Origin of the sequence: Thermoanaerobacter ethanolicus JW 200 (assembly GCF_003722315.1) — a bacterium.
Classification (GTDB): Bacteria; Bacillota; Thermoanaerobacteria; order Thermoanaerobacterales; family Thermoanaerobacteraceae; genus Thermoanaerobacter; species Thermoanaerobacter ethanolicus.
Genome location: NZ_CP033580.1, coordinates 2,231,971 through 2,250,901 on the forward strand (window position 1 = coordinate 2,231,971; position 18,931 = coordinate 2,250,901).

At 34.4% G+C, this 18,931-nt stretch carries 18 protein-coding genes and 2 tRNA genes; 2 read left to right on the forward strand and 18 right to left on the reverse strand.

Annotated features, from left to right (window positions below; genetic code table 11):
* Nucleotides 1–43: 43 nt before the first annotated feature.
* The 13 genes from EB239_RS11250 to EB239_RS11310 all read right to left on the reverse strand — a co-directional run bounded on the left by EB239_RS11250 (nucleotide 44) and on the right by EB239_RS11310 (nucleotide 12,515).
* Nucleotides 44–119 (reverse strand) — tRNA-Ile (locus EB239_RS11250).
* A 6-nt stretch (nucleotides 120–125) separates the two neighbouring features.
* Nucleotides 126–200: transfer RNA gene (locus tag EB239_RS11255), tRNA-Asn, on the reverse strand.
* Nucleotides 201–248: 48 nt separating this feature from the next.
* Nucleotides 249–1,322 carry an RNA polymerase sigma factor RpoD gene (gene rpoD, locus EB239_RS11260; protein WP_003867211.1) on the reverse strand — a complete coding sequence of 358 codons (1,074 nt, stop codon included), beginning with the start codon at nucleotides 1,320–1,322 and terminating at the stop codon, nucleotides 249–251.
* A gap of 31 nt (nucleotides 1,323–1,353) precedes the next feature.
* Nucleotides 1,354–3,144 (reverse strand): DNA primase, encoded by a 1,791-nt coding sequence (gene dnaG, locus EB239_RS11265; protein ID WP_003870193.1) that lies wholly within the window; start codon nucleotides 3,142–3,144, stop codon nucleotides 1,354–1,356.
* Nucleotides 3,145–3,280: 136 nt separating this feature from the next.
* Nucleotides 3,281–4,294, reverse strand: coding sequence for a deoxyguanosinetriphosphate triphosphohydrolase (locus EB239_RS11270; protein WP_003870194.1), 1,014 nt, complete (start codon nucleotides 4,292–4,294; stop codon nucleotides 3,281–3,283).
* An 80-nt stretch (nucleotides 4,295–4,374) separates the two neighbouring features.
* Nucleotides 4,375–4,614: a preprotein translocase subunit SecG gene (gene secG / locus EB239_RS11275; RefSeq protein ID WP_003870195.1), complete on the reverse strand. Its 240-nt coding sequence runs from the start codon at nucleotides 4,612–4,614 to the stop codon at nucleotides 4,375–4,377.
* A 358-nt stretch (nucleotides 4,615–4,972) separates the two neighbouring features.
* A complete protein-coding gene (gene eno / locus EB239_RS11280) occupies nucleotides 4,973–6,262 on the reverse strand; it encodes a phosphopyruvate hydratase (RefSeq protein ID WP_003870196.1) in 1,290 nt (429 codons plus the stop codon).
* 38 nt (nucleotides 6,263–6,300) lie between these two features.
* A complete protein-coding gene (gene gpmI / locus EB239_RS11285) occupies nucleotides 6,301–7,845 on the reverse strand; it encodes a 2,3-bisphosphoglycerate-independent phosphoglycerate mutase (RefSeq protein WP_003870197.1) in 1,545 nt (514 codons plus the stop codon).
* Nucleotides 7,846–7,857: 12 nt separating this feature from the next.
* Nucleotides 7,858–8,604 (reverse strand): triose-phosphate isomerase, encoded by a 747-nt coding sequence (tpiA, locus tag EB239_RS11290; protein ID WP_012269154.1) that lies wholly within the window; start codon nucleotides 8,602–8,604, stop codon nucleotides 7,858–7,860.
* Nucleotides 8,605–8,617: 13 nt separating this feature from the next.
* The gene (locus tag EB239_RS11295) at nucleotides 8,618–9,799 is read right to left on the reverse strand and encodes a phosphoglycerate kinase (RefSeq protein WP_003870199.1); all 1,182 of its coding nucleotides are present in this window, start codon (nucleotides 9,797–9,799) and stop codon (nucleotides 8,618–8,620) included.
* A gap of 65 nt (nucleotides 9,800–9,864) precedes the next feature.
* Nucleotides 9,865–10,872: a type I glyceraldehyde-3-phosphate dehydrogenase gene (gene gap, locus EB239_RS11300; protein WP_003870200.1), complete on the reverse strand. Its 1,008-nt coding sequence runs from the start codon at nucleotides 10,870–10,872 to the stop codon at nucleotides 9,865–9,867.
* Nucleotides 10,873–10,920: 48 nt separating this feature from the next.
* Nucleotides 10,921–11,943 carry a sugar-binding transcriptional regulator gene (locus EB239_RS11305; protein WP_003870201.1) on the reverse strand — a complete coding sequence of 341 codons (1,023 nt, stop codon included), beginning with the start codon at nucleotides 11,941–11,943 and terminating at the stop codon, nucleotides 10,921–10,923.
* 137 nt (nucleotides 11,944–12,080) lie between these two features.
* Nucleotides 12,081–12,515 carry an RNA polymerase factor sigma-54 gene (locus tag EB239_RS11310; protein ID WP_318261375.1) on the reverse strand — a complete coding sequence of 145 codons (435 nt, stop codon included), beginning with the start codon at nucleotides 12,513–12,515 and terminating at the stop codon, nucleotides 12,081–12,083.
* Nucleotides 12,516–12,631: 116 nt separating this feature from the next.
* Here EB239_RS11310 and EB239_RS11315 point away from each other — a divergent pair, with 116 nt between their 5' ends.
* Nucleotides 12,632–13,828: an IS701 family transposase gene (locus EB239_RS11315; protein ID WP_003869480.1), complete on the forward strand. Its 1,197-nt coding sequence runs from the start codon at nucleotides 12,632–12,634 to the stop codon at nucleotides 13,826–13,828.
* A 48-nt stretch (nucleotides 13,829–13,876) separates the two neighbouring features.
* On the opposite strand, the gene EB239_RS11320 is transcribed toward EB239_RS11315, so the two are convergent.
* The 3 genes from EB239_RS11320 to EB239_RS11330 form a co-directional block, all read right to left on the reverse strand.
* Complete coding sequence (locus tag EB239_RS11320; protein ID WP_318261376.1) at nucleotides 13,877–14,845, reverse strand: RNA polymerase factor sigma-54; 969 nt, start codon at nucleotides 14,843–14,845, stop codon at nucleotides 13,877–13,879.
* 108 nt (nucleotides 14,846–14,953) lie between these two features.
* A complete protein-coding gene (locus EB239_RS11325; protein WP_003870203.1) occupies nucleotides 14,954–15,226 on the reverse strand; it encodes an acylphosphatase in 273 nt (90 codons plus the stop codon).
* A gap of 18 nt (nucleotides 15,227–15,244) precedes the next feature.
* Complete coding sequence (locus EB239_RS11330) at nucleotides 15,245–16,069, reverse strand: Cof-type HAD-IIB family hydrolase (RefSeq protein ID WP_003870204.1); 825 nt, start codon at nucleotides 16,067–16,069, stop codon at nucleotides 15,245–15,247.
* Nucleotides 16,070–16,241: 172 nt separating this feature from the next.
* Between EB239_RS11330 and EB239_RS11335 the strand changes: the two genes are divergently transcribed.
* Nucleotides 16,242–16,664 carry a Fur family transcriptional regulator gene (locus EB239_RS11335; RefSeq protein WP_003870205.1) on the forward strand — a complete coding sequence of 141 codons (423 nt, stop codon included), beginning with the start codon at nucleotides 16,242–16,244 and terminating at the stop codon, nucleotides 16,662–16,664.
* Between the two features lie 46 nt (nucleotides 16,665–16,710).
* Here EB239_RS11335 and EB239_RS11340 read toward each other — a convergent pair whose 3' ends face one another.
* Both EB239_RS11340 and nth read right to left on the reverse strand, forming a co-directional pair.
* Nucleotides 16,711–18,186, reverse strand: a complete 1,476-nt coding sequence (locus EB239_RS11340; protein ID WP_003870206.1) for a VanW family protein — start codon at nucleotides 18,184–18,186, stop codon at nucleotides 16,711–16,713.
* A gap of 98 nt (nucleotides 18,187–18,284) precedes the next feature.
* A complete protein-coding gene (nth, locus tag EB239_RS11345) occupies nucleotides 18,285–18,926 on the reverse strand; it encodes an endonuclease III (RefSeq protein WP_019907822.1) in 642 nt (213 codons plus the stop codon).
* Between the last annotated feature and the right edge of the window lie 5 nt (nucleotides 18,927–18,931).

Below are 18,931 nucleotides of genomic sequence, written 5' to 3' on the forward strand. Positions count from 1 at the left end.
AAAAATAAAAAAGCATTTAAAGCTAAATGCTTTTTTATCAAAATGGTGGGCCTTCAGGGATTTGAACCCCGGACCAATCAGTTATGAGCCGACCGCTCTGCCAGCTGAGCTAAAGGCCCAAAAAGTGGCTCCTCAGGTAGGATTCGAACCTACAACCTACCGGTTAACAGCCGGTTGCTCTACCCTTGAGCTACTGAGGAATACAATAATAATTATACAGATTTTTGCCCCATTGTCAAGAAGCTTATTTAATCAAGGAAATCTTTTAATTTTTTGCTTCTGCTGGGATGCCTCAATTTTCTTAATGCTTTTGCCTCAATTTGTCTTATGCGTTCTCTTGTAACATTAAACTCTTTTCCTACTTCCTCTAAAGTTCTTGCTCGGCCGTCATCAAGGCCAAATCTAAGTCTTAGTACTTTCTCTTCCCTTGGCGTTAGAGTATCAAGAACATCCATCAATTGTTCTTTTAGCATTGTAAAAGCAGCAGCTTCTGCTGGAGCTGGTGCATCTTCATCGGGTATAAAATCTCCTAAGTGGCTGTCTTCCTCTTCCCCAATAGGAGTTTCTAAAGATACAGGTTCTTGCGCTATTTTCATTATCTCTCTTACTTTTTCTTCTGGCATACCCATCTCTTTTGCCAACTCTTCAGGGGTAGGTTCGCGACCTAATTCCTGCAGCAATTGCCTTTGAACTCTTATCAATTTGTTGATAGTTTCTACCATGTGTACAGGGATTCTTATGGTTCTTGCTTGGTCTGCAATAGCTCTTGTGATAGCCTGTCTTATCCACCATGTGGCATAAGTACTGAATTTGTAGCCTTTTCTATAGTCAAATTTTTCAACTGCTTTGAGTAACCCTAAATTTCCCTCTTGTATCAAATCTAAGAAAAGCATTCCTCTTCCTACGTATCTTTTTGCTATGCTTACAACCAATCTTAAATTGGCTTCTATAAGTCTTTTTTTAGCTTCTTCGTCTCCTTGTTCGATTCTTTTTGCCAATTCAATCTCTTCTTCAGGAGTGAGAAGAGGAATCTTGCCTATCTCCTTCAAATACATTCTCACAGGGTCATCTATACTGATTCCTTCAGGAAGAGAAAGGTCTAAGTCTAAATCTTCTTCAGTTATTTCTTCCTGACGAGGTTCTTCCCCAACAATTTCAATTCCCATGTCTTCAAAAGCATCATATACCTTCTCAATTTGGTCAGGATTTAAATCAATATCTTCTAAAGAATCCATTATCTCATTGTAGGTGAGCATCCCAGTTTTTTTTCCTTTATTGATAAGTTCTGTAATGGCTTCTTTAGACAATTCTTCGTTGTTCATAGGTTTCCCCTCCCTATGGGTTTCTTTCTTTTTAGCCATTTTTTATCTTTAGCATCTCCTTTTCACAATTTTGTAATTCTATTAAAAGTTGCCTTTCTTTATCTATATCCCCCAACATATGAGCTTCATTGATGGCTCTTTTAATCTTTTCTCTTTTAACTGCCAAACTGTTAATGAGAATCTTGTTTATAATATCATCAATAGCTTGTTCAGTAATATTTTCACTCTCGTAAAAAGCTTTAATAATATCGTTAAAATCAGATATGAGATTTTCGTCTTGTAATAAATAAACAATATCATTTATTTGAGTTTTTTTCCCATCCTCCAACCTTGACATTATTTCTTCAAAAATTGGCTTTAATTTAACATTCTCCAGCATATCGGCAGTAATTGTTTCTTTCACCCTTTTGTAAAGATTATTATCATACAGTAGCAATGCAATTAAGTACTTTTCTGGTGATATTTTACTACTGCTACTGTATATATTATGCCTTATCTTGCCAGCCATATACATATTTTTTTGATTTTTTTCAATTTCCCTATTGACAAAACGAGCAACCTCTGTTCTCACTGCATTCTCAGATATTTGAGCAACTTTAGCCACTGAAGAAATATAGACTTCCCTTTTCACTTCATCAGAAAGTTTTGCAATATCTTTTGCAATTTTTTTAACATATATTATTCTATCTTGAGGGTTATCAAGGTCGAGATTTTTTCTATATACCTTTGCTTTAAACTCAATTAAACTATCGGCATTTTCTATTAATTGATTAAATGCTTCTACTCCTTCTTTTTTTATAAACTCATCAGGGTCTTTCCCATAAGGAATAGTCAGTACTTTTATATTTAAATTCAATTCATCAAGAATGTCAAGTCCTCTTAATGCGGCACTAATACCAGCTTCATCCGCATCATAAGCAATTACAACATTTCCTTTATACCTTTTTATGAGTCTTGCTTGGTCCCCTGTCAAAGCGGTTCCTAAAGATGCTACAGCACAATCTATTCCAGCTTGGTGTAAGGAAATAGCGTCCATGTATCCTTCTACAATAATAAATTTGTCTTGTTGAGTTTTTTTAGCAAAATTTATTGCAAATAGCGTTTTGCCTTTTTTAAAGACCTCTGTCTCCGGAGTGTTTAAGTATTTAGGCAAACTATCATCAATAGAGCGGCCTCCAAAACCTATAACATTACCCTTTACATCTATAATAGGAAACATTACTCTATTTCTAAACCTGTCGTAATAGCGGTTATTTTTTTGAGACAAAAGTCCCGCCTTTACCAGAAAACTTTCTGTATAGCCTTTTTCCTTTAAAAAATTTAAAAGTCCATTTCCTTGAGGTGGTGAATAACCTATTCCAAATTTTTTTATCGTTGCTTCTGTCAAACCTCTTTTTCTTATATAAGCTAAAGCCTGTCTACCTTCTTCAGAAAAAAGCTTATTATAAAAATACATAGCTGCTAATTTATTTATTTTATATATTTCGTCAATAAGCTTCTTTCTTCGGTACTCCTGATCACTTAGTTGGCTTTCTTCAAGAGTTATTCCCACTCTATCTGCTAAAAATTCAATTGCTTCTTTAAAAGTCAAATTTTCAATATCCATTATAAAAGTAACAACATTTCCACTGGCATTACAGCCAAAACAGTGATAAACCTGTTTTTCTTGACTGACCATAAAAGATGGGGTTTTTTCTCTATGAAAAGGACACAGACCTTTAAATTCTTTTCCCGCTTTTTTTAGTTCTACATACTCTGATATAACATCTACTATGTCATTTGCTTCTATGACCTTTTCAATCATTTCTCTTGAGTAAGCCATCAATATCACCTAATTATTCTATTCGACAAAAATTGTTAAATTCCTCTTTACCAAATTAATTTATTAGTAGCGACCAATATATATTCGACAAAAGATTTAAAAATCCTTCTTTGGTTTTATTAAATTTTTATTAAAATCAAAAAATATTTTGCTCAAACCAAGGACTGGGCAAAAAAATCTCTTTGTATTTTAAAAGAGCATATTTGTCTGTCATACCAGCAATATAATCAGCAACAGCTCTTTCTCTTCCATAAATCTCAGCAAGTTTTATAAATTCTTGAGGCATCTTGTCAATATTGTCATAAAAGTAATAAAACAATTGCTCTACTACTCTTTTGGCTTTTTCCTCATCTTTTTTAGCTTTTGACCCAATATAAACTTTTTTGAATAAAAAATCCCTCAAGCTATAAGTAGCCTCATAAATCTCTTTACTCATTGAAACTCTTGGCTTCCCTAAGCTATTATTTATAACATCTTTTACCATTGTATCTATTCTCTTACTATGCTTATCTCCCAAAATTCCTATTAAATCTTTTGGCAAATCCTCCGGCTTTAAAACTTTTCCCCTTATTGCATCATCTATATCATGATTAATGTATGCTATTTTATCAGAAATTTGTACTACTTGTCCCTCTAAAGTCTGAGGATTTCCTGCGGTAGAGTGGTTACATATGCCATCCTTAACTTCCCAAGTCAAATTAAGACCCTTTCCATCATTTTCTAAAACCTCAACCACTCTAATGCTTTGTTCATTATGTCTAAAGCCATCTTTTAAAAGTCTATTTAAAACTTCCTCACCAGAATGGCCAAAAGGAGTATGTCCTAAATCATGACCTAAAGCAATAGCTTCTGTCAAATCTTCGTTTAACCTCAAAGCTCTTGCAATTGTTCTTGCAATCTGAGCTACTTCTAAAGTATGAGTTAGCCTTGTTCTATAATGGTCACCTTCTGGAGAAATAAAGACTTGTGTTTTATGGCTCAATCTTCTAAAAGCTTTGCTATGAATAATCCTGTCTCTATCTCTTTGAAATTCTGTCCTTATATCGCATTTTTCCTCTTCTTTATCCCTGCCGCGAGTTTCACGGCTTTTTGTCGCATAAGGAGAAAGCAGCTGATATTCTAATTCCTCTGTAATTTCTCTAATTTTCATTTGACCACCTAGCCTTTTTTAATGGTGGTAAAAATAAAAACCCATAAAGGGTTTCTTAATTTCTAAATGCACTGTCTTTTTTATTTAGCCATCATTATAGTCAATACCATAGACAAAATTATAAACAACGCCGCCGCTATAGTTGTAAGCCTTTCTAATGTCCCCTCCATAGTTCGAGCTTTATTTTTCCCAAAAAATGTTTCTGCTCCTCCTGCAATTACACCAGAAATACCTGCACTTTTGCCCTTTTGTAAAAGTATAACTACTATTAAGAAAATGCTAACCAAAATTTGTATAACCATAAGTACAGTTTTTAGCATATTTACACCGCCTTATCTCTAATTTTTGCTCTGTCAAAAACACAATACCACATACTATATTATATCTATAATGTATCTCTTAATCAAGAGGTTTTATTAAAAAGTGTGTGTCAAAAGTTAATAGTTGCCCGCCTCCGCCATCCTTGGCTTCGGCCCCGCTTCCGTCTTTCGGTCTCGCTAAGTTTCCCGGCACTCAACTGAACGGGCTGGTCCTTTCTCTTATTCTCCTTTTTTAACATTTTCGGTTGAGTGCCGGGCTGTCAAGTCGCTTCTCTTGTGCAAAATGTCAGCAATATTACCTAACTTATAATTTTACACGGACTATTAAAAAAGGGAACCCATTTGGATCCCCTTTTAATTACTTTTTTACATTGTAAAAAGCATTTTTGCCAAGATATTGAGCTGTGCTTCCTAAAGCTTCTTCAATTCTTAAAAGCTGATTGTATTTTACGACTCTGTCAGTTCTTGCAGGTGCTCCAGTTTTAATTTGCCCTGCATTTACTCCAACTACAAGGTCTGCAATTGTTGAATCTTCTGTCTCTCCTGAGCGGTGAGACACAACAGCTGTATATCCTGCTCTTTTTGCCATTTCAATAGCATCAAGAGTTTCTGTTAAAGTTCCTATTTGATTGAGTTTTATAAGGATTGAATTTGCTACTCCCATGCTTATACCTTTTGAAAGTCTTTGAGTATTCGTTACAAATAAGTCGTCTCCTACAAGCTGTATCTTCTTGCCTAATCTTTCAGTCAATAGTTTCCATCCGTTCCAGTCTTCTTCTGCAAGACCGTCTTCAATAGAGACAATAGGATATTTGTTAACAAGTTGTTCCCAAAAATCTACCATTTCTTCGGGGGTTCTTACAATTCCTTCTCCTTCAAAATGATATTTCCCATCCTCTTTATAAAGCTCTGTTGAAGCAGGATCTAATGCTAATACTATATCTTCTCCTGGCACATATCCCGCTTTTTCTATAGCTTCCAATATGACTTGTATAGCTTCTTCATTTGAGGTAAGGTTGGGAGCAAAACCTCCTTCATCACCAACTGTTGTACTTAACCCTTTAGAATGTAACACGTTTTTCAAATTGTGATAAACTTCTGAACACATTCTTAATGCTTCACGGAAGTTTGGAGCACCAACAGGCATTATCATAAACTCTTGTATATCTACATTGTTATCAGCGTGTTTTCCACCGTTTAATATGTTCATCATTGGCACAGGAAGAGTTTTTGCATTTACTCCACCAATGTATTGATACAAAGGTAAACCACATTCCTCAGCTGCTGCCTTTGCCACTGCCAAAGATACCCCTAAGATAGCATTTGCTCCTAATTTGCTCTTATTGGGAGTTCCATCTAGTTCAATCATCGCTTTGTCAATTGCTACTTGGTCTTGTGCTTCCATGCCAATTAGCTCAGGAGCAATAATGTCATTGACATTTTGAACAGCTTTTAGCACTCCTTTTCCCAAATATCTTGATTTATCTCCATCTCGTAACTCAACTGCTTCAAAAGCTCCTGTAGAAGCCCCTGAAGGCACAGCAGCTCTTCCTACGGCACCGCTATCTAACTCTACCTCTACTTCAACTGTGGGATTTCCACGGGAGTCAAGTATTTCTCTTGCAAAAATATCAATTATTGATGACATGACAATTTCTCCTTTCTTTTTAAATTTTATTTTAAATTTTATCTTCTTCCAATGATTAAAGATTTTCCCGTCATCTCTTTAGGAACTGGTAGTTTCATTATGTCCAAAATTGTAGGAGCAATGTCAGCCAGTATCCCATCTTTTCTTAAATCAATATCTCCCTCACCTATAACAATAAATGGAACTGGGTTTGTAGTATGAGCTGTCTGTGGCTCTTTTGTCACAGGGTCAATCATCTCTTCCGCATTGCCATGGTCAGCTGTTATAATTATTGTCCCTCCTACACTTTGAACAGCATTTACTATTCTTCCAAGGCACTCATCTATTGCTTCAATCGCTTTTATTGCAGCATTTAAAACTCCTGTATGCCCTACCATATCAGGATTTGCAAAGTTTAAAAGAATAAAGCCATATTGATCTGACATAATCTTAGGTATTACAGTATCTGTAACCTCATAAGCGCTCATTTCTGGCTTTAGGTCGTAAGTAGCTACTTTAGGCGAAGGAACTAAAATTCTTTCTTCCCCTTCATTTGGCTCTTCTACGCCACCGTTGAAGAAGAAAGTCACATGGGCGTATTTTTCTGTTTCTGCAATTCTAAGCTGTTTAATCCCTTTTTTACTTAAGTATTCACCAAGAGTATTCTCCAGTCTTTCTGGCTTATACGCCACATGTGTGTTTTCAAAGGTTTCATCATATTGCGTCATAGACACAAAGAATACAGGCAAATACCCTTTTTCTCTTTCAAAATGGTTAAATACCTCGTCAATAAAAGCTCTGGTAAGTTGCCTTGCTCTGTCAGGTCTAAAATTGAAGAATATTATAGAATCCCCCGCTTCTACCGTAGCAACTGGCTTTCCATTTTCTAAAATTACCGTTGGTTCTACAAACTCGTCAGTTTGGTCTTTTGAATAAGCTATATCTATTGCTTCCATTGGTGAATTAGCATAAACACCTTTTCCCAACACTATTGCATCATAAGCCTTTTTAGTTCTATCCCATCTTTTGTCTCTATCCATTGCATAATATCTTCCAGAAATCGTTGCAATTTTTCCTATGCCAATCCTGTTTGACTCTTCTTCAAACTGCTTTATATATTCCTTTGCACAGGCGGGTGGAACATCTCTTCCATCTAAGAAAGCATGAATATATATTTCTTTTAACCCATGTTCTTTTGCCAATTTCATTAAAGCAAATAAATGAGTTATGTGGCTGTGAACCCCTCCATCTGACAAAAGGCCAAAAAGATGTAGTTTTGAGTTGTTTTTCTTTACATTTTCTATCGCATCTAAAAATTCTTTTTTCTTAAAAAAAGTACCTTCTTTTATATCTTTACTAATTCTCGTAAGTTCTTGATATACTATTCTTCCCGCTCCAATATTTAAGTGCCCTACTTCTGAGTTTCCCATTTGTCCCTCAGGAAGTCCTACTGCAAGGCCACTGGCGGAAAGAATCGTATGGGGATAGTTTTTAAAGTAAAAATCTAAATTTGGAGTATTAGCTTGATATACTGCATTTCCTTCTTTTTTGTCTGATAGTCCAAACCCATCCAGTATAACTAGCATGGTTAATTTTTCAGGCATATAATCCTCTCCTTAATAATTGACAATCTTTGCAAAATCTGATGCTACAAGACTTGCTCCCCCTACTAAAGCCCCGTCTATATCGCTCTCTGCCATGAGTTCAGAAATGTTCTCGGGCTTTACACTCCCCCCATACTGTATCCTAACTAAACTTGCTTTTTCTTTTCCATAAAGGGAAGCTATAGTATTCCTTAAAGCTTTTATCACTTCATTGGCATCTTTAGCTGTAGCAGTTTTGCCAGTACCTATAGCCCAAATTGGCTCATAAGCTATTACTACATTTACAATATCATCGTGGGAAACACCTTTTAAAGCCTCTTTAGTTTGATTTAAAACTACTTCAAAAGTTTTTCCTTCTTCTCTTTGAGAAAGAGATTCTCCTACACACACAATAGGACTTAAGCCGTGAGATAGAGCGGATAAAACTTTTTTATTCACCATTTCATCAGTCTCACCAAAATACTGCCTTCTTTCAGAGTGGCCTATTACAACATATTTCACCCCAATCTCTTTAAGCATTAAAGGTGAAATTTCCCCCGTATATGCGCCCTTTTCTTCCCAAAACATATCTTGTGCTCCGAGAAGAATATTAGTACCTTGAATTACTTTATTTACCTCTGTCAAGTCAACAAAAGGAGGTATTACTACAACTTCTGCTTTTGCGTCTTTCACTTGAGGTATCAATTCCTCAACTAACTTCACCGCTTCAGAAGGGGTCATGTGCATTTTCCAGTTACCTGCAATTATTGGTCTTCTCAAAACAAACACCCCTTTACTTATCATTTAAAACATCAATTCCTGGCAATACTTTGCCTTCCAAAAACTCTAGAGAAGCTCCTCCTCCAGTAGAAATATGAGTGACTTTATCCGCATATCCTAATTGCTCTATAGCAGCTGCAGAATCACCACCGCCTACTATAGTAGTACCTTTGCATTCACTCAAAGCTTTCGCAATAGCCTCTGTACCTTTTGCAAACTCAGGAATTTCAAAAACTCCCATAGGCCCATTCCACACTACTGTCATGGCGTGTTTTATCACTTTTGAGTATTCTTCAATAGTCTTAGGTCCAATGTCTACTCCTATTTGGTCTTGAGGCATTTTGTCTATATCGACTACTTCATAAGGTACGCCTGATTTCAATTCTTTAGCAATAACTGTATCAACAGGAAGCATCAAATTAACACCTTTTTGCTTAGCCTTCTCCATTAATTCTTTAGCTAACTCTATTTTATCCTCTTCTAAAAGCGACTTACCAATTTCATATCCTTTTGCTTTTATAAAGGTGTAAGCCATACCACCGCCAATTAAAAGGCTATCTACTTTTTCTAATAGGTTTGTTATAACCCCTATTTTGTCAGAAACTTTAGCTCCTCCTAATATAGCGACAAATGGTCTCTTTGGATTTTCTAAAGCTTCTCCCATAATAGTAAGTTCTTTTTCAATTAAAAAGCCTGATACTGCCGGCAAATAAGCTGCAACGCCTGCTGTAGAAGCATGGGCCCTGTGAGCTGTGCCAAAAGCATCATTTACATATATATCTGCTAAAGAAGCTAACTCTTTTGCAAATTGAGTGTCATTTTTCTCTTCTTCTGCGTGGAATCTCACATTTTCTAAAAGCAATACTTCTCCTTCTTTTAATGCAGCTGCTTTTGTTTTAGCATCATCTCCAATTACATCCTCTGCCATAATGACTTGTTTGCCTAAAAGCTCTGACAACCTTTTTGCAACAGGTTTTAAAGAATATTCTGGATTTACTTTGCCCTTTGGTCTTCCTAAATGGGATACCAGTATTACTTTAGCATTGTGATTTATTAAATACTCAATAGTAGGAAGTGCTGCTTTTATACGAGTGTCATCTGTTATATTTTTGTTTTCATCCATAGGCACATTAAAATCTACTCTCACTAAAACTCTTTTTCCTGCCACATCTATATCACGCACTGTCTTTTTCATCACAAAAACCTCCTTATATTAGGATTTAAAGGTCCGGTCCACAAAGGACACGGACCCTTTACTACTTAGAGTCTGTCAGCAATATATTTTGCAAGGTCAACAACTCTGTTGGAATAACCCCATTCATTGTCATACCAAGAAACAACTTTCACTAATGTTCCTTCAATTACCATTGTAAGAGGTGCATCAACTATAGAAGATCTGTCGTCTCCTTTATAGTCCATTGAAACTAATGGCTCTTCAGAATAACCTAAAATGCCTTTCATATATGTTTCAGAAGCTTCTTTTAATGCTGCATTAACCTCTTCAACTGTAACAGGTACTTCAACTTCTGCAACAAGATCAACAACAGATACGTCTGGAGTTGGAACCCTCATCGCAAAACCATTCATTTTTCCTTTTAATTCAGGAATTACTAAGTGAATAGCCTTTGCTGCACCTGTTGTAGTAGGTATTATTGACATAGCCGCAGACCTTGCTCTTCTCAAATCGCTGTGAGGTAAGTCAAGTATTCTTTGGTCATTTGTGTAAGAGTGAACTGTTGTCATCATACCTTTTTTAATGCGGAATTTGTCGTTAATAACCTTAGCTATTGGTGCTAAGCAGTTGGTTGTACAAGAAGCATTTGAAATTACATGATGGTTAGCTGGGTCATACATGTTTTCATTAACACCCATAACAATTGTTATGTCCTCATTCTTAGCAGGTGCAGAAATTATAACTTTTTTAGCTCCAGCATGGATGTGCTTTATAGCATCATCTTTGTTTGTAAATCTTCCTGTGGATTCAATTACAATGTCTACTCCTAATTCTCCCCATGGAAGCTTTGCAGGGTCAGTTTCTTTGAAAATTTTAATTTCCTTGCCATTTACAATTAACGCATCATCCGTATAAGATACTTCTCCTTCAAATTTACCAAAAGTAGAATCGTATTTTAATAGATGAGCCAATGTTTTTGCATCTGTTAAATCGTTGATAGCTACAAATTCAAGGTCAACATTTTTCTTAAATGCAGCTCTGAATACATTTCTTCCAATTCTTCCAAAACCATTGATAGCAACTTTAACACCCATTATGTATTCCTCCTTGATTTTTATTTTATAAACACCTGAAAAGGTGTTTTAAACAATTTTTAAAATCTCAAAAGCAGCTCCTTCATCAGTGACAAGCACTTGTACATTGCCACTTCTGCAAGTAGAAACAATAGCTTCTGCTTTACCTTTTCCGCCAGATACTGCTATTAAATTTTTAACAAACTTTAGGTCTTCTAAAGTCAGAAAAATACTTGGTGTAGCATAGACTACTTTCCCTTCTTTATCAAAGTAATAGCCTAAAGCTTCAGCTGTAGCATTGTTCGCTTCTAAAAAATCTCTAATATCTTGTGGTAAATTCCTTCTCTCTGCCATTATATCTGCGCGACCTATTCCAAATATCAAAATATCTGCTTTTTTCAAGGTTTCTACCACATCTTTTATATCCGGCTCTTTGATGAGACTCTTTACCGCCTCTTTGCCTAAATTGTCCGGCACGTGCAACATCTTGTATGTACCGCCAAGTTTTTTAGCTAAAATTGAAGCGATTGTATTTGCCTGCTTTTCTACTTCCCGGCCTAATCCACCACGGGCTGGCACAACTACTATGTTTGATTGGGAATAAAGTTGAGGCATACCATTTGCAACTTCTAAGACAGTTGAGCCACCCGTTAAGGCAATTATACTGTCGTATTTTATTATTGTTTTTAGGTAATTAGCTGCAGATTTGCCTAACTCTTTTTTTATCATGGAGTCTTCTTCAACATCACCTGGTACTACTATAACTTTTTCTACCTGTAGCTTGTCTTCTAAAAGATTTTCAATGTTATTTAATCCTTTAAGCTCATGAATAAAATCTTTGAGGTTTTCAATAAGTTCTTCTCCTTCTTTAGTAATTGTCATTCCCATCGGATTTATATCCACCAAACCTTGAGCCTTCAAAAAGGATACCTCACTTCTAATTATTCGTTCCCCCATATTCAACTGGTGTGAAAGTGCCCTTCGCCCTATGGGTTGATTAAAATATATGTTTCGCATTATAGTATATCTCTTTTGAAGTAAATCTATTAACTCTGGTACTATCTTTTGTTGTAAAGCTATAATATCTTTCATGCCATTTCCCTCTTCAGGACGGTTAAAGTCCCGTTATTCTATAAATGTCCCACATTTCATAAAAAGTATTTACATTAACTATTTTATACTATTAATAAAGCTTTTTCAATAGCCTAAATGGGCATTTACATGCCCATTTAATATCTTCTTCTTTTGATAGTAGAAGGAATGTTGCATTCCTCTCTATATTTTGCCACTGTTCTTCTTGAAATATTAATATTTTTTTCTTTTAAAATATCCGCTATTTTCTGGTCACTTAAAGGATTTGTTGGATCTTCTTCTTCGATCAATTTTTTTATGAGATTTTTAATAGTTTCAGCAGAAAATTCATTCCCATTTTTATTAGAAATTCCAGATTGAAAGAAAAATTTTAGTTCAAAAAGCCCTCTTGGAGTCGCAACATATTTCCCATTTATAGCTCTGCTGACAGTAGATTCATGGATACCTACAATATCAGCAATTTGTTTTTGTGTCATAGGCTTTAAGTAATTGATACCTTTGTCAAGAAAATCCCTTTGTAACTCCACTATTGCTTTAACTACTTTACTATAGATGAGAAAATTCACTAACATAAATTACCATAACAAACTTATATGAAAAAATTTAATAAAAATAGAGACAAATGCTCGCTTCTATGGTATTAATATGTTGTTACCCTATAACAATATTAATCATAGGAGTGGAGCAAATGTCTCATAATAAAAGAATAACAGAAAATTCATCAATAATCCAGTACTTAATGAAATTAAATTTTGCATTATATTTTACTAAACCTGTTATTCGTCATATTTTAGAATTTATAATTGCTGCCACTCAAAAAGGTTATAGTGGTACTGTTACAGATATAGTTAATTTAAGCCTTGCTAATTGCCATAGAACCACGTTTGGCAAATTCTTAAGCCAAGGTGTTTGGAATATAGAGTATGCATGGAGAGCTATAAGGCGAGAAGTTATTCGCATTATATTTGAATTATCCCAAACTAGCAACAAGCCGATATTTGTGATTTTTGATGATACTATTGCTGAGAAGACAAAGCCTTCGTTACAGGCTAAACATACTATCCAGGCAACAGGATTCCATCAATCACATTTAAAAGGGAAGCAAGTTTGGGGACATCAACTTCTTACCATGATGCTATCTTGCGGCAATGTGGTATTACCTTACTGCATTGAGCGCTATGAAAAAGGTGGCAAAAGCAAAATCGAAAGAATATGTGAAATGGTATCTATGCTTCCAATACCTAAAGGACCAGCATATGGACTATGTGATTCATGGTACATAAACAAAAAAGTAATAGAAGCACATTTCGAAAGAGGATACCATCTCATAGGAGCATTAAAAACTAACAGGATTATCTATCCACAAGGCATCAGAATTCAGATAAAAGATTTTGCCCAATATATCGAAAAGAACGAAGTTTGCCTCGTTACAGTAAACGGTTCTAATTACTGGGTATATCGCTATGAAGGAGCCTTAAATGGCATAGATAATGCTGTAGTAGTATTGTGCTGGCCTGAGAAAGCTTTTAAAAATGAAAATGCTCTACATGCATTTATCTGTACTGATACTGAATTAGATACCGAGACTATTCTAAATTACTACAGTCAAAGATGGCCTATAGAAATATTCTTTAGGCAGACAAAGAATAATCTTGGACTAAATACATATCAAGTACGATCAACAAAATCAATAGATAGATTATTATGGCTTATATCATTGACATACCTGTATTGTACGACTTCAGGCGACGAATATTGCAAATTTGGGCAAGGAATAAAAATGGTACGCAAAGAAGTACAAAAGCAGCGTGTTCAATGGCTGTATGAGCGAGCTAATAATAAAGTACCTATTGATGAAATTTTAGCAGAACTACAGTTAGCATAGGTGTAGTGCATCTATTTTATGGTAATATTTGTTATCAATTTTTCTCATCTATAGTACTTTATACAAAGTTTCTTTTCTACTTTCTAAACTCTTTATAAGCCACATGGCTGATTGCAGTTTTGAATTTATATATTTTTTAGCTTCTTCATCATGGCTATTTAAAATAGAATGATAGTAATTATTAATCTTGAGCTTAGGAGTGACTGAATCGTTTACTATAACAAAATACTCTCCCTCTCTTTTTATTACCTCCACATCTGGTACAATATATCTAACATCTGCTGTAGAAGAAAAGCTGCTTCCCGGTTTAGGATTGAGTTTTTTTATAAAATCTACAGCTTGTTGCACTTCTTTTAGGGAAATATTATACAACTTTGCTAAGTATGAATACTTCCCCTCAGCAATTTCCTCAAGATGATAGTCTACCAATTCTTTTACAATGCCTTTGTAACTATCTTGGGCTAAAAGCTGAAGTTTTAAACATTCTTGCAAATTACGTGCTGCAATTCCTGGGGGGTCAAAAGATTGAACTATAGATAATCCTTCTAATACCTCTTCTTCAGTACATTCCAGAATTTCCGCAATATCTTTTATATCCTCTCTCAAATAACCACTCGGACTTAGACTAAATATTATATATTCACATATTTTCTGGATTTTAGGAGAAACAGGGGTTATGTGAAGTTGGAACAAAAGGTGGTCAGTCAAAGAAGGCTTTGTGGACACAAAGTTTTCATAATTGACTTCTTCTATTTCTTCATCATCGGAATCATCATAATACATTCTCTCTTCTGTTTCTCGTATATATTTAGCCAACTCAGTAAAATCATTAGATTCATATATATCTTCTTCGATAACTTCTTCTTTTTCAAGAAGAGGATTAGTCTCTAATTCCTGTTCTATAAGAGCATTAAGTTCTAAGGAATTTAATTGTAAAATCTCAATAGCCTGTTTTAGTTCAGGAGTCATTATAAGTTTTTGAGTTTGTTGAAGTTTTAAATCGAATTCCATCCTCATATTCATGCACCCTCAATCGCTATTAATAAATTAACTCATTAAAATAGTAAAACTATTTTTTAATTATTATATCACATTTAAACGTTTTATTGAATAAAAAAAGAGCAACTAATAAATCCGGAAATCCCGATACTCCCCTTTGTAATCCGACCATCTTTCTTCTACATTATCTACTTTTGCCCATCTCAAACCTGTTTTAATAAAATTTATCAATTCTTTAATACTTTCCTCTTCCCCTTCTGCAACAACTTCTACACTGCCATCATAAAGATTTTCCGCATAACCTGCAATTCCCAAAGAAACTGCCTTTTGATACACAGAATACCTCAGCCCCACCCCTTGCACATGTCCGGTTATGCGCAAGTATACAGTTTTTTTCATAAAAATACTCCTTTCTTTTTATTGTTTTAATATAAATTTATCAATAACGTACTTTACACCATCTTCCATATTAGACTTTGTTATAAAATCTGCTACCTTTTTCACTTCTTCAATCGCATTTTCCATTGCTACTCCTAACCCTGCGAACTTGATCATTTCAATATCATTTTCACTATCTCCTATTGCTATCATTTCTTCTTTTTTTATACTTAAATATTCTCCCAAAATTTCAAGAGCCCTTCCTTTGCTAACTCCTTTGTTGACAATTTCAATATTGTCCATGTAGGAACTGGTGATTTGGATTGAATCATTTTTTGACAATTCTTCTCTTATGCTTTTTAATACCTCAATATCATCATTAAAAACTATGATTTTTAAAACACTGTCTTTTAGTTTATCTATGTCTTCTAATGGCTCTTTTATCTCTTTAACATTTACTTTTAATTCTGTTTTAAAAAGCTCATTCCACTCAGCGTATCTTTGAAATTTATTTGTAATCTCTGGCGAAAAAACTGTCGTGTCACTTATAAGCTGAAAATATGTATTATATTTTTGACAAACCTTTATAATTTCTACCATACTGTCATAGTTTAAAATACTTTCATAAATAGTATTATTGTTAGGGTCCCTTATCAAAGCACCATTACTTGCAATTATGTAAGTTCTAAAACCAATCATATCTGCATATGCATAAGCGGAAGCAAAAACCCTTCCTGTAGATATTACCACATATACTCCTTTTTCCCGAGCTTTATGTAATGCCTCTATATTCTCTTTAGATATAGTTTTATCGTGTCTTAAAAGAGTATCATCCATATCGATGGCAATTAATTTGTATTGCATTCCTTTCAACTCCTTAATTTATTGTGTTCAATTATATTATACATTATATCACTGTAAATTGCCATATCGCCGACTTGTTCAAAAACAATTGACATTATTAATGAATAGAGATATAATTAAGACACAAAATATCAAAAGAAAAATATTATCTTTTGTGAAATGGAGTGATATAATGGAGGAAGCTGCTGCCCTCTTAAAGCAAAAAGGGCTTAAAGTAACACCTCAAAGATTAGCAATACTTAATCTGCTTAGAAATACAAAAGAACATCCTACAGCAGAAACTATATACAAAAAGCTTGCCTCTGATTTTCCTACAATGAGTTTAGCTACTGTATATAAAACTTTAGAAGTCTTAAAAAATATAGGGCTCATTCAAGAATTAAACGTAGGAGAAGGCAGTTTCCGATATGATGCTAATACAAACTCACATCCTCATTTGGTATGCCTGGGCTGTGGCAAAGTAGAAGATTTAGATGAATCTGTTCTTCAAAATCTCATAGAAGAAGTGAAAAAGCACACAGATTACAGACTGGTAGAACAAAAATTATATTTTTATGGTTATTGCCCTGCTTGTCAAAAGAAGCTTAGCAATTAAAAAAATTCCCACTTTTTAAATAGAAAGTGGGAATTTTTTTAAGAAATTAAGGGTTGGTAGGCTGGAGCGCACTATCCTGAGGTGGACTTTCTTGTTCTGGAGTGAAATCACCACTTCCATCCTTTTTTTCCTCGTCTATAGGTTTAGATTTTTCTACTTTTTTAGTTCCTCTTTTAATTACTCCATCTACTGGCTTATACACATCTGTATATAAAAATTCTCTTTTAACTAATTTGTTATTTTCATAAATCAAACGATATGTATTGACTTTATAGCCAGTATGGGGCTGTATATCCACAACCTCTTCTCCTTGAGGCAAGGTCGGGTCATCTATATATTTTATTTTAGGCTCATATTTTTCAACAATCTCTGACTGAATATCTATCCATCTTGAAGGATTTTTCACATAACCATATATGTTCATTACTAATTTGTTGCCTTCTATGTAGGATTCAATATATATGGGATATTGAGTAGAATTTTTAAATTTTAAATCTAAAACATCTCCCGAAATAGTAGCATCTTGTCCTGGTGGTACATAAGCTACCGGAAAACTGTGATGGTATCTTTCAGTAATTGCTATATCCGCTCGTAAAATTGCATTATACAAGGTTGTAGCAATTTGGCACACACCTCCACCGAGATCTGGTACAAGCTTGTTTCCTACTATCACTGGTGCCTCTTTATAACCATTTTCTATAATTCTTGGACCTAAAGTTTTGTTTAAAGAAAAAGTCTCTCCTGGCAAAAGCAATGTTCCATTTACGGCTCTTGCCGCCACTGCTAAATTCCCCGAACGGTTTACATCTTGAAGATTAAATACTGTAGAAAAAGTGGAAATTCGTCCATTTATCATTTCTAACATTGATTTTGAAATTTTTGCTTCAACTTTCTCCGCTACAATCTCTACTTCTGTCTTTTCTGTCTTTCCTTTTACTAATTCATCTATAAGCTGTTTTAGATTTTTTAAAGTTTTCTCTTTATCAACTTTTACACCCTCTACATCTGGTGTAATTTGTTTTACTCCTCCTGTAATTTTTATTTTCGCATTAACTGGCTCTTTATCAATCTCTTGAGAAATTTTATCAACAAACTCTTTTAATTTATTTTCATCGTACTTGGGATAAAAGCTAAAATACTTTCCCTCTTTTTCTGTCACATAAATTTCTCTCACTCTTTCAATAGGATTTCCTTCTCTACCTATTTTGTAAGCTTCATCTACCATTTCTTGATAGCTATAAGATAAATTGATATCTTCTGATGTGATAACAAAATCTTTGTCTTGATACTTAGCTGTAATGGAAAAAGAAGGAAGTTTTATCTTATTTTTAAGAAAGTTTACCGCTTCCTCTTTTGTCATCCCTCCTATGCTTATGCCATTTACAAAAATCCCCTTTGCAATAACTTTAGAATTAAGCATTAAATAAAAATACGCAAAAGAAGATGATAAGAAAACCAAAAGCAATAAAATAATTGCAATATAAAAATAATTATTTTTTTTAGTACCACCCTTTGCTTGCATTTGCTTCTCTCCTATTCCTTTCTTCCATTTACAATAGTATAATATTACAATTAGCTTTATAATACAATTAATAATTTCTTAAAAAGGTTACGAAAATATTAATTTTTCCTTCCTTTAAAATACAAACACAGATGATTTACAGGGCACTCATCACATTTAGGTTTTCGCGCTGTGCACAAATTTCTTCCGTGATGAATTAAAAGGTGGTGAGATAAAGACCATAAGTTTTCTGGTATTAATTCCATAAGCTGCTTCTCTGTTGTAAAAACATCTTTACTGTCCGCCAGACCTATGCGATTGGACACTCTGAAAACGTGAGTATCCACTGCTATAGCCTGTTTGGAAAAAGCATTGCTTAAAACTACATTGGCAGTCTTTCTCCCCACACCCGGTAATGTCAACAATTCCTCTAAAGTTTCAGGCACTTTGCTATCGTATTTCTCCTTTAAAATTTTACATGTCTCTAATATACTTTTTGATTTATTCCTATACAAACCACATTCCCTTATTTCCTCTTGAAGCTCTTCAGGAGTAAGCTTTAAAAAATCCTCCGGCGTTTTATACTTTTTAAAAAGCCTGTCAGTAATTATATTCACTCTTTTGTCTGTACACTGCGCTGACAAAATTGTGGCAATTAAAAGCTCAAACGGATTAGTAAATTTAAGCCCTGACTTAGCATTAGGATAAGTATTTTTTAGTATTTCTATGACTTTTAAGGCTTCTTCCTTTGTTATTTGCAATTTCC

Excerpts from the sequence above, each read along its gene's own strand:
- rpoD (WP_003867211.1), bottom strand. The coding sequence starts at position 1,322 with ATGAACAACGAAGAATTGTCTAAAGAAGCCATTACAGAACTTATCAAT.
- dnaG (WP_003870193.1), bottom strand. The coding sequence starts at position 3,144 with ATGGCTTACTCAAGAGAAATGATTGAAAAGGTCATAGAAGCAAATGAC.
- EB239_RS11270 (WP_003870194.1), bottom strand. The coding sequence starts at position 4,294 with ATGAAAATTAGAGAAATTACAGAGGAATTAGAATATCAGCTGCTTTCT.
- secG (WP_003870195.1), bottom strand. The coding sequence starts at position 4,614 with ATGCTAAAAACTGTACTTATGGTTATACAAATTTTGGTTAGCATTTTC.
- eno (WP_003870196.1), bottom strand. The coding sequence starts at position 6,262 with ATGTCATCAATAATTGATATTTTTGCAAGAGAAATACTTGACTCCCGT.
- gpmI (WP_003870197.1), bottom strand. The coding sequence starts at position 7,845 with ATGCCTGAAAAATTAACCATGCTAGTTATACTGGATGGGTTTGGACTA.
- EB239_RS11295 (WP_003870199.1), bottom strand. The coding sequence starts at position 9,799 with ATGAAAAAGACAGTGCGTGATATAGATGTGGCAGGAAAAAGAGTTTTA.
- gap (WP_003870200.1), bottom strand. The coding sequence starts at position 10,872 with ATGGGTGTTAAAGTTGCTATCAATGGTTTTGGAAGAATTGGAAGAAAT.
- EB239_RS11305 (WP_003870201.1), bottom strand. The coding sequence starts at position 11,943 with ATGAAAGATATTATAGCTTTACAACAAAAGATAGTACCAGAGTTAATA.
- EB239_RS11310 (WP_318261375.1), bottom strand. The coding sequence starts at position 12,515 with ATGTTAGTGAATTTTCTCATCTATAGTAAAGTAGTTAAAGCAATAGTG.
- EB239_RS11315 (WP_003869480.1), top strand. The coding sequence starts at position 12,632 with ATGTCTCATAATAAAAGAATAACAGAAAATTCATCAATAATCCAGTAC.
- EB239_RS11320 (WP_318261376.1), bottom strand. The coding sequence starts at position 14,845 with ATGAGGATGGAATTCGATTTAAAACTTCAACAAACTCAAAAACTTATA.
- EB239_RS11325 (WP_003870203.1), bottom strand. The coding sequence starts at position 15,226 with ATGAAAAAAACTGTATACTTGCGCATAACCGGACATGTGCAAGGGGTG.
- EB239_RS11330 (WP_003870204.1), bottom strand. The coding sequence starts at position 16,069 with ATGCAATACAAATTAATTGCCATCGATATGGATGATACTCTTTTAAGA.
- EB239_RS11335 (WP_003870205.1), top strand. The coding sequence starts at position 16,242 with ATGGAGGAAGCTGCTGCCCTCTTAAAGCAAAAAGGGCTTAAAGTAACA.
- EB239_RS11340 (WP_003870206.1), bottom strand. The coding sequence starts at position 18,186 with ATGCAAGCAAAGGGTGGTACTAAAAAAAATAATTATTTTTATATTGCA.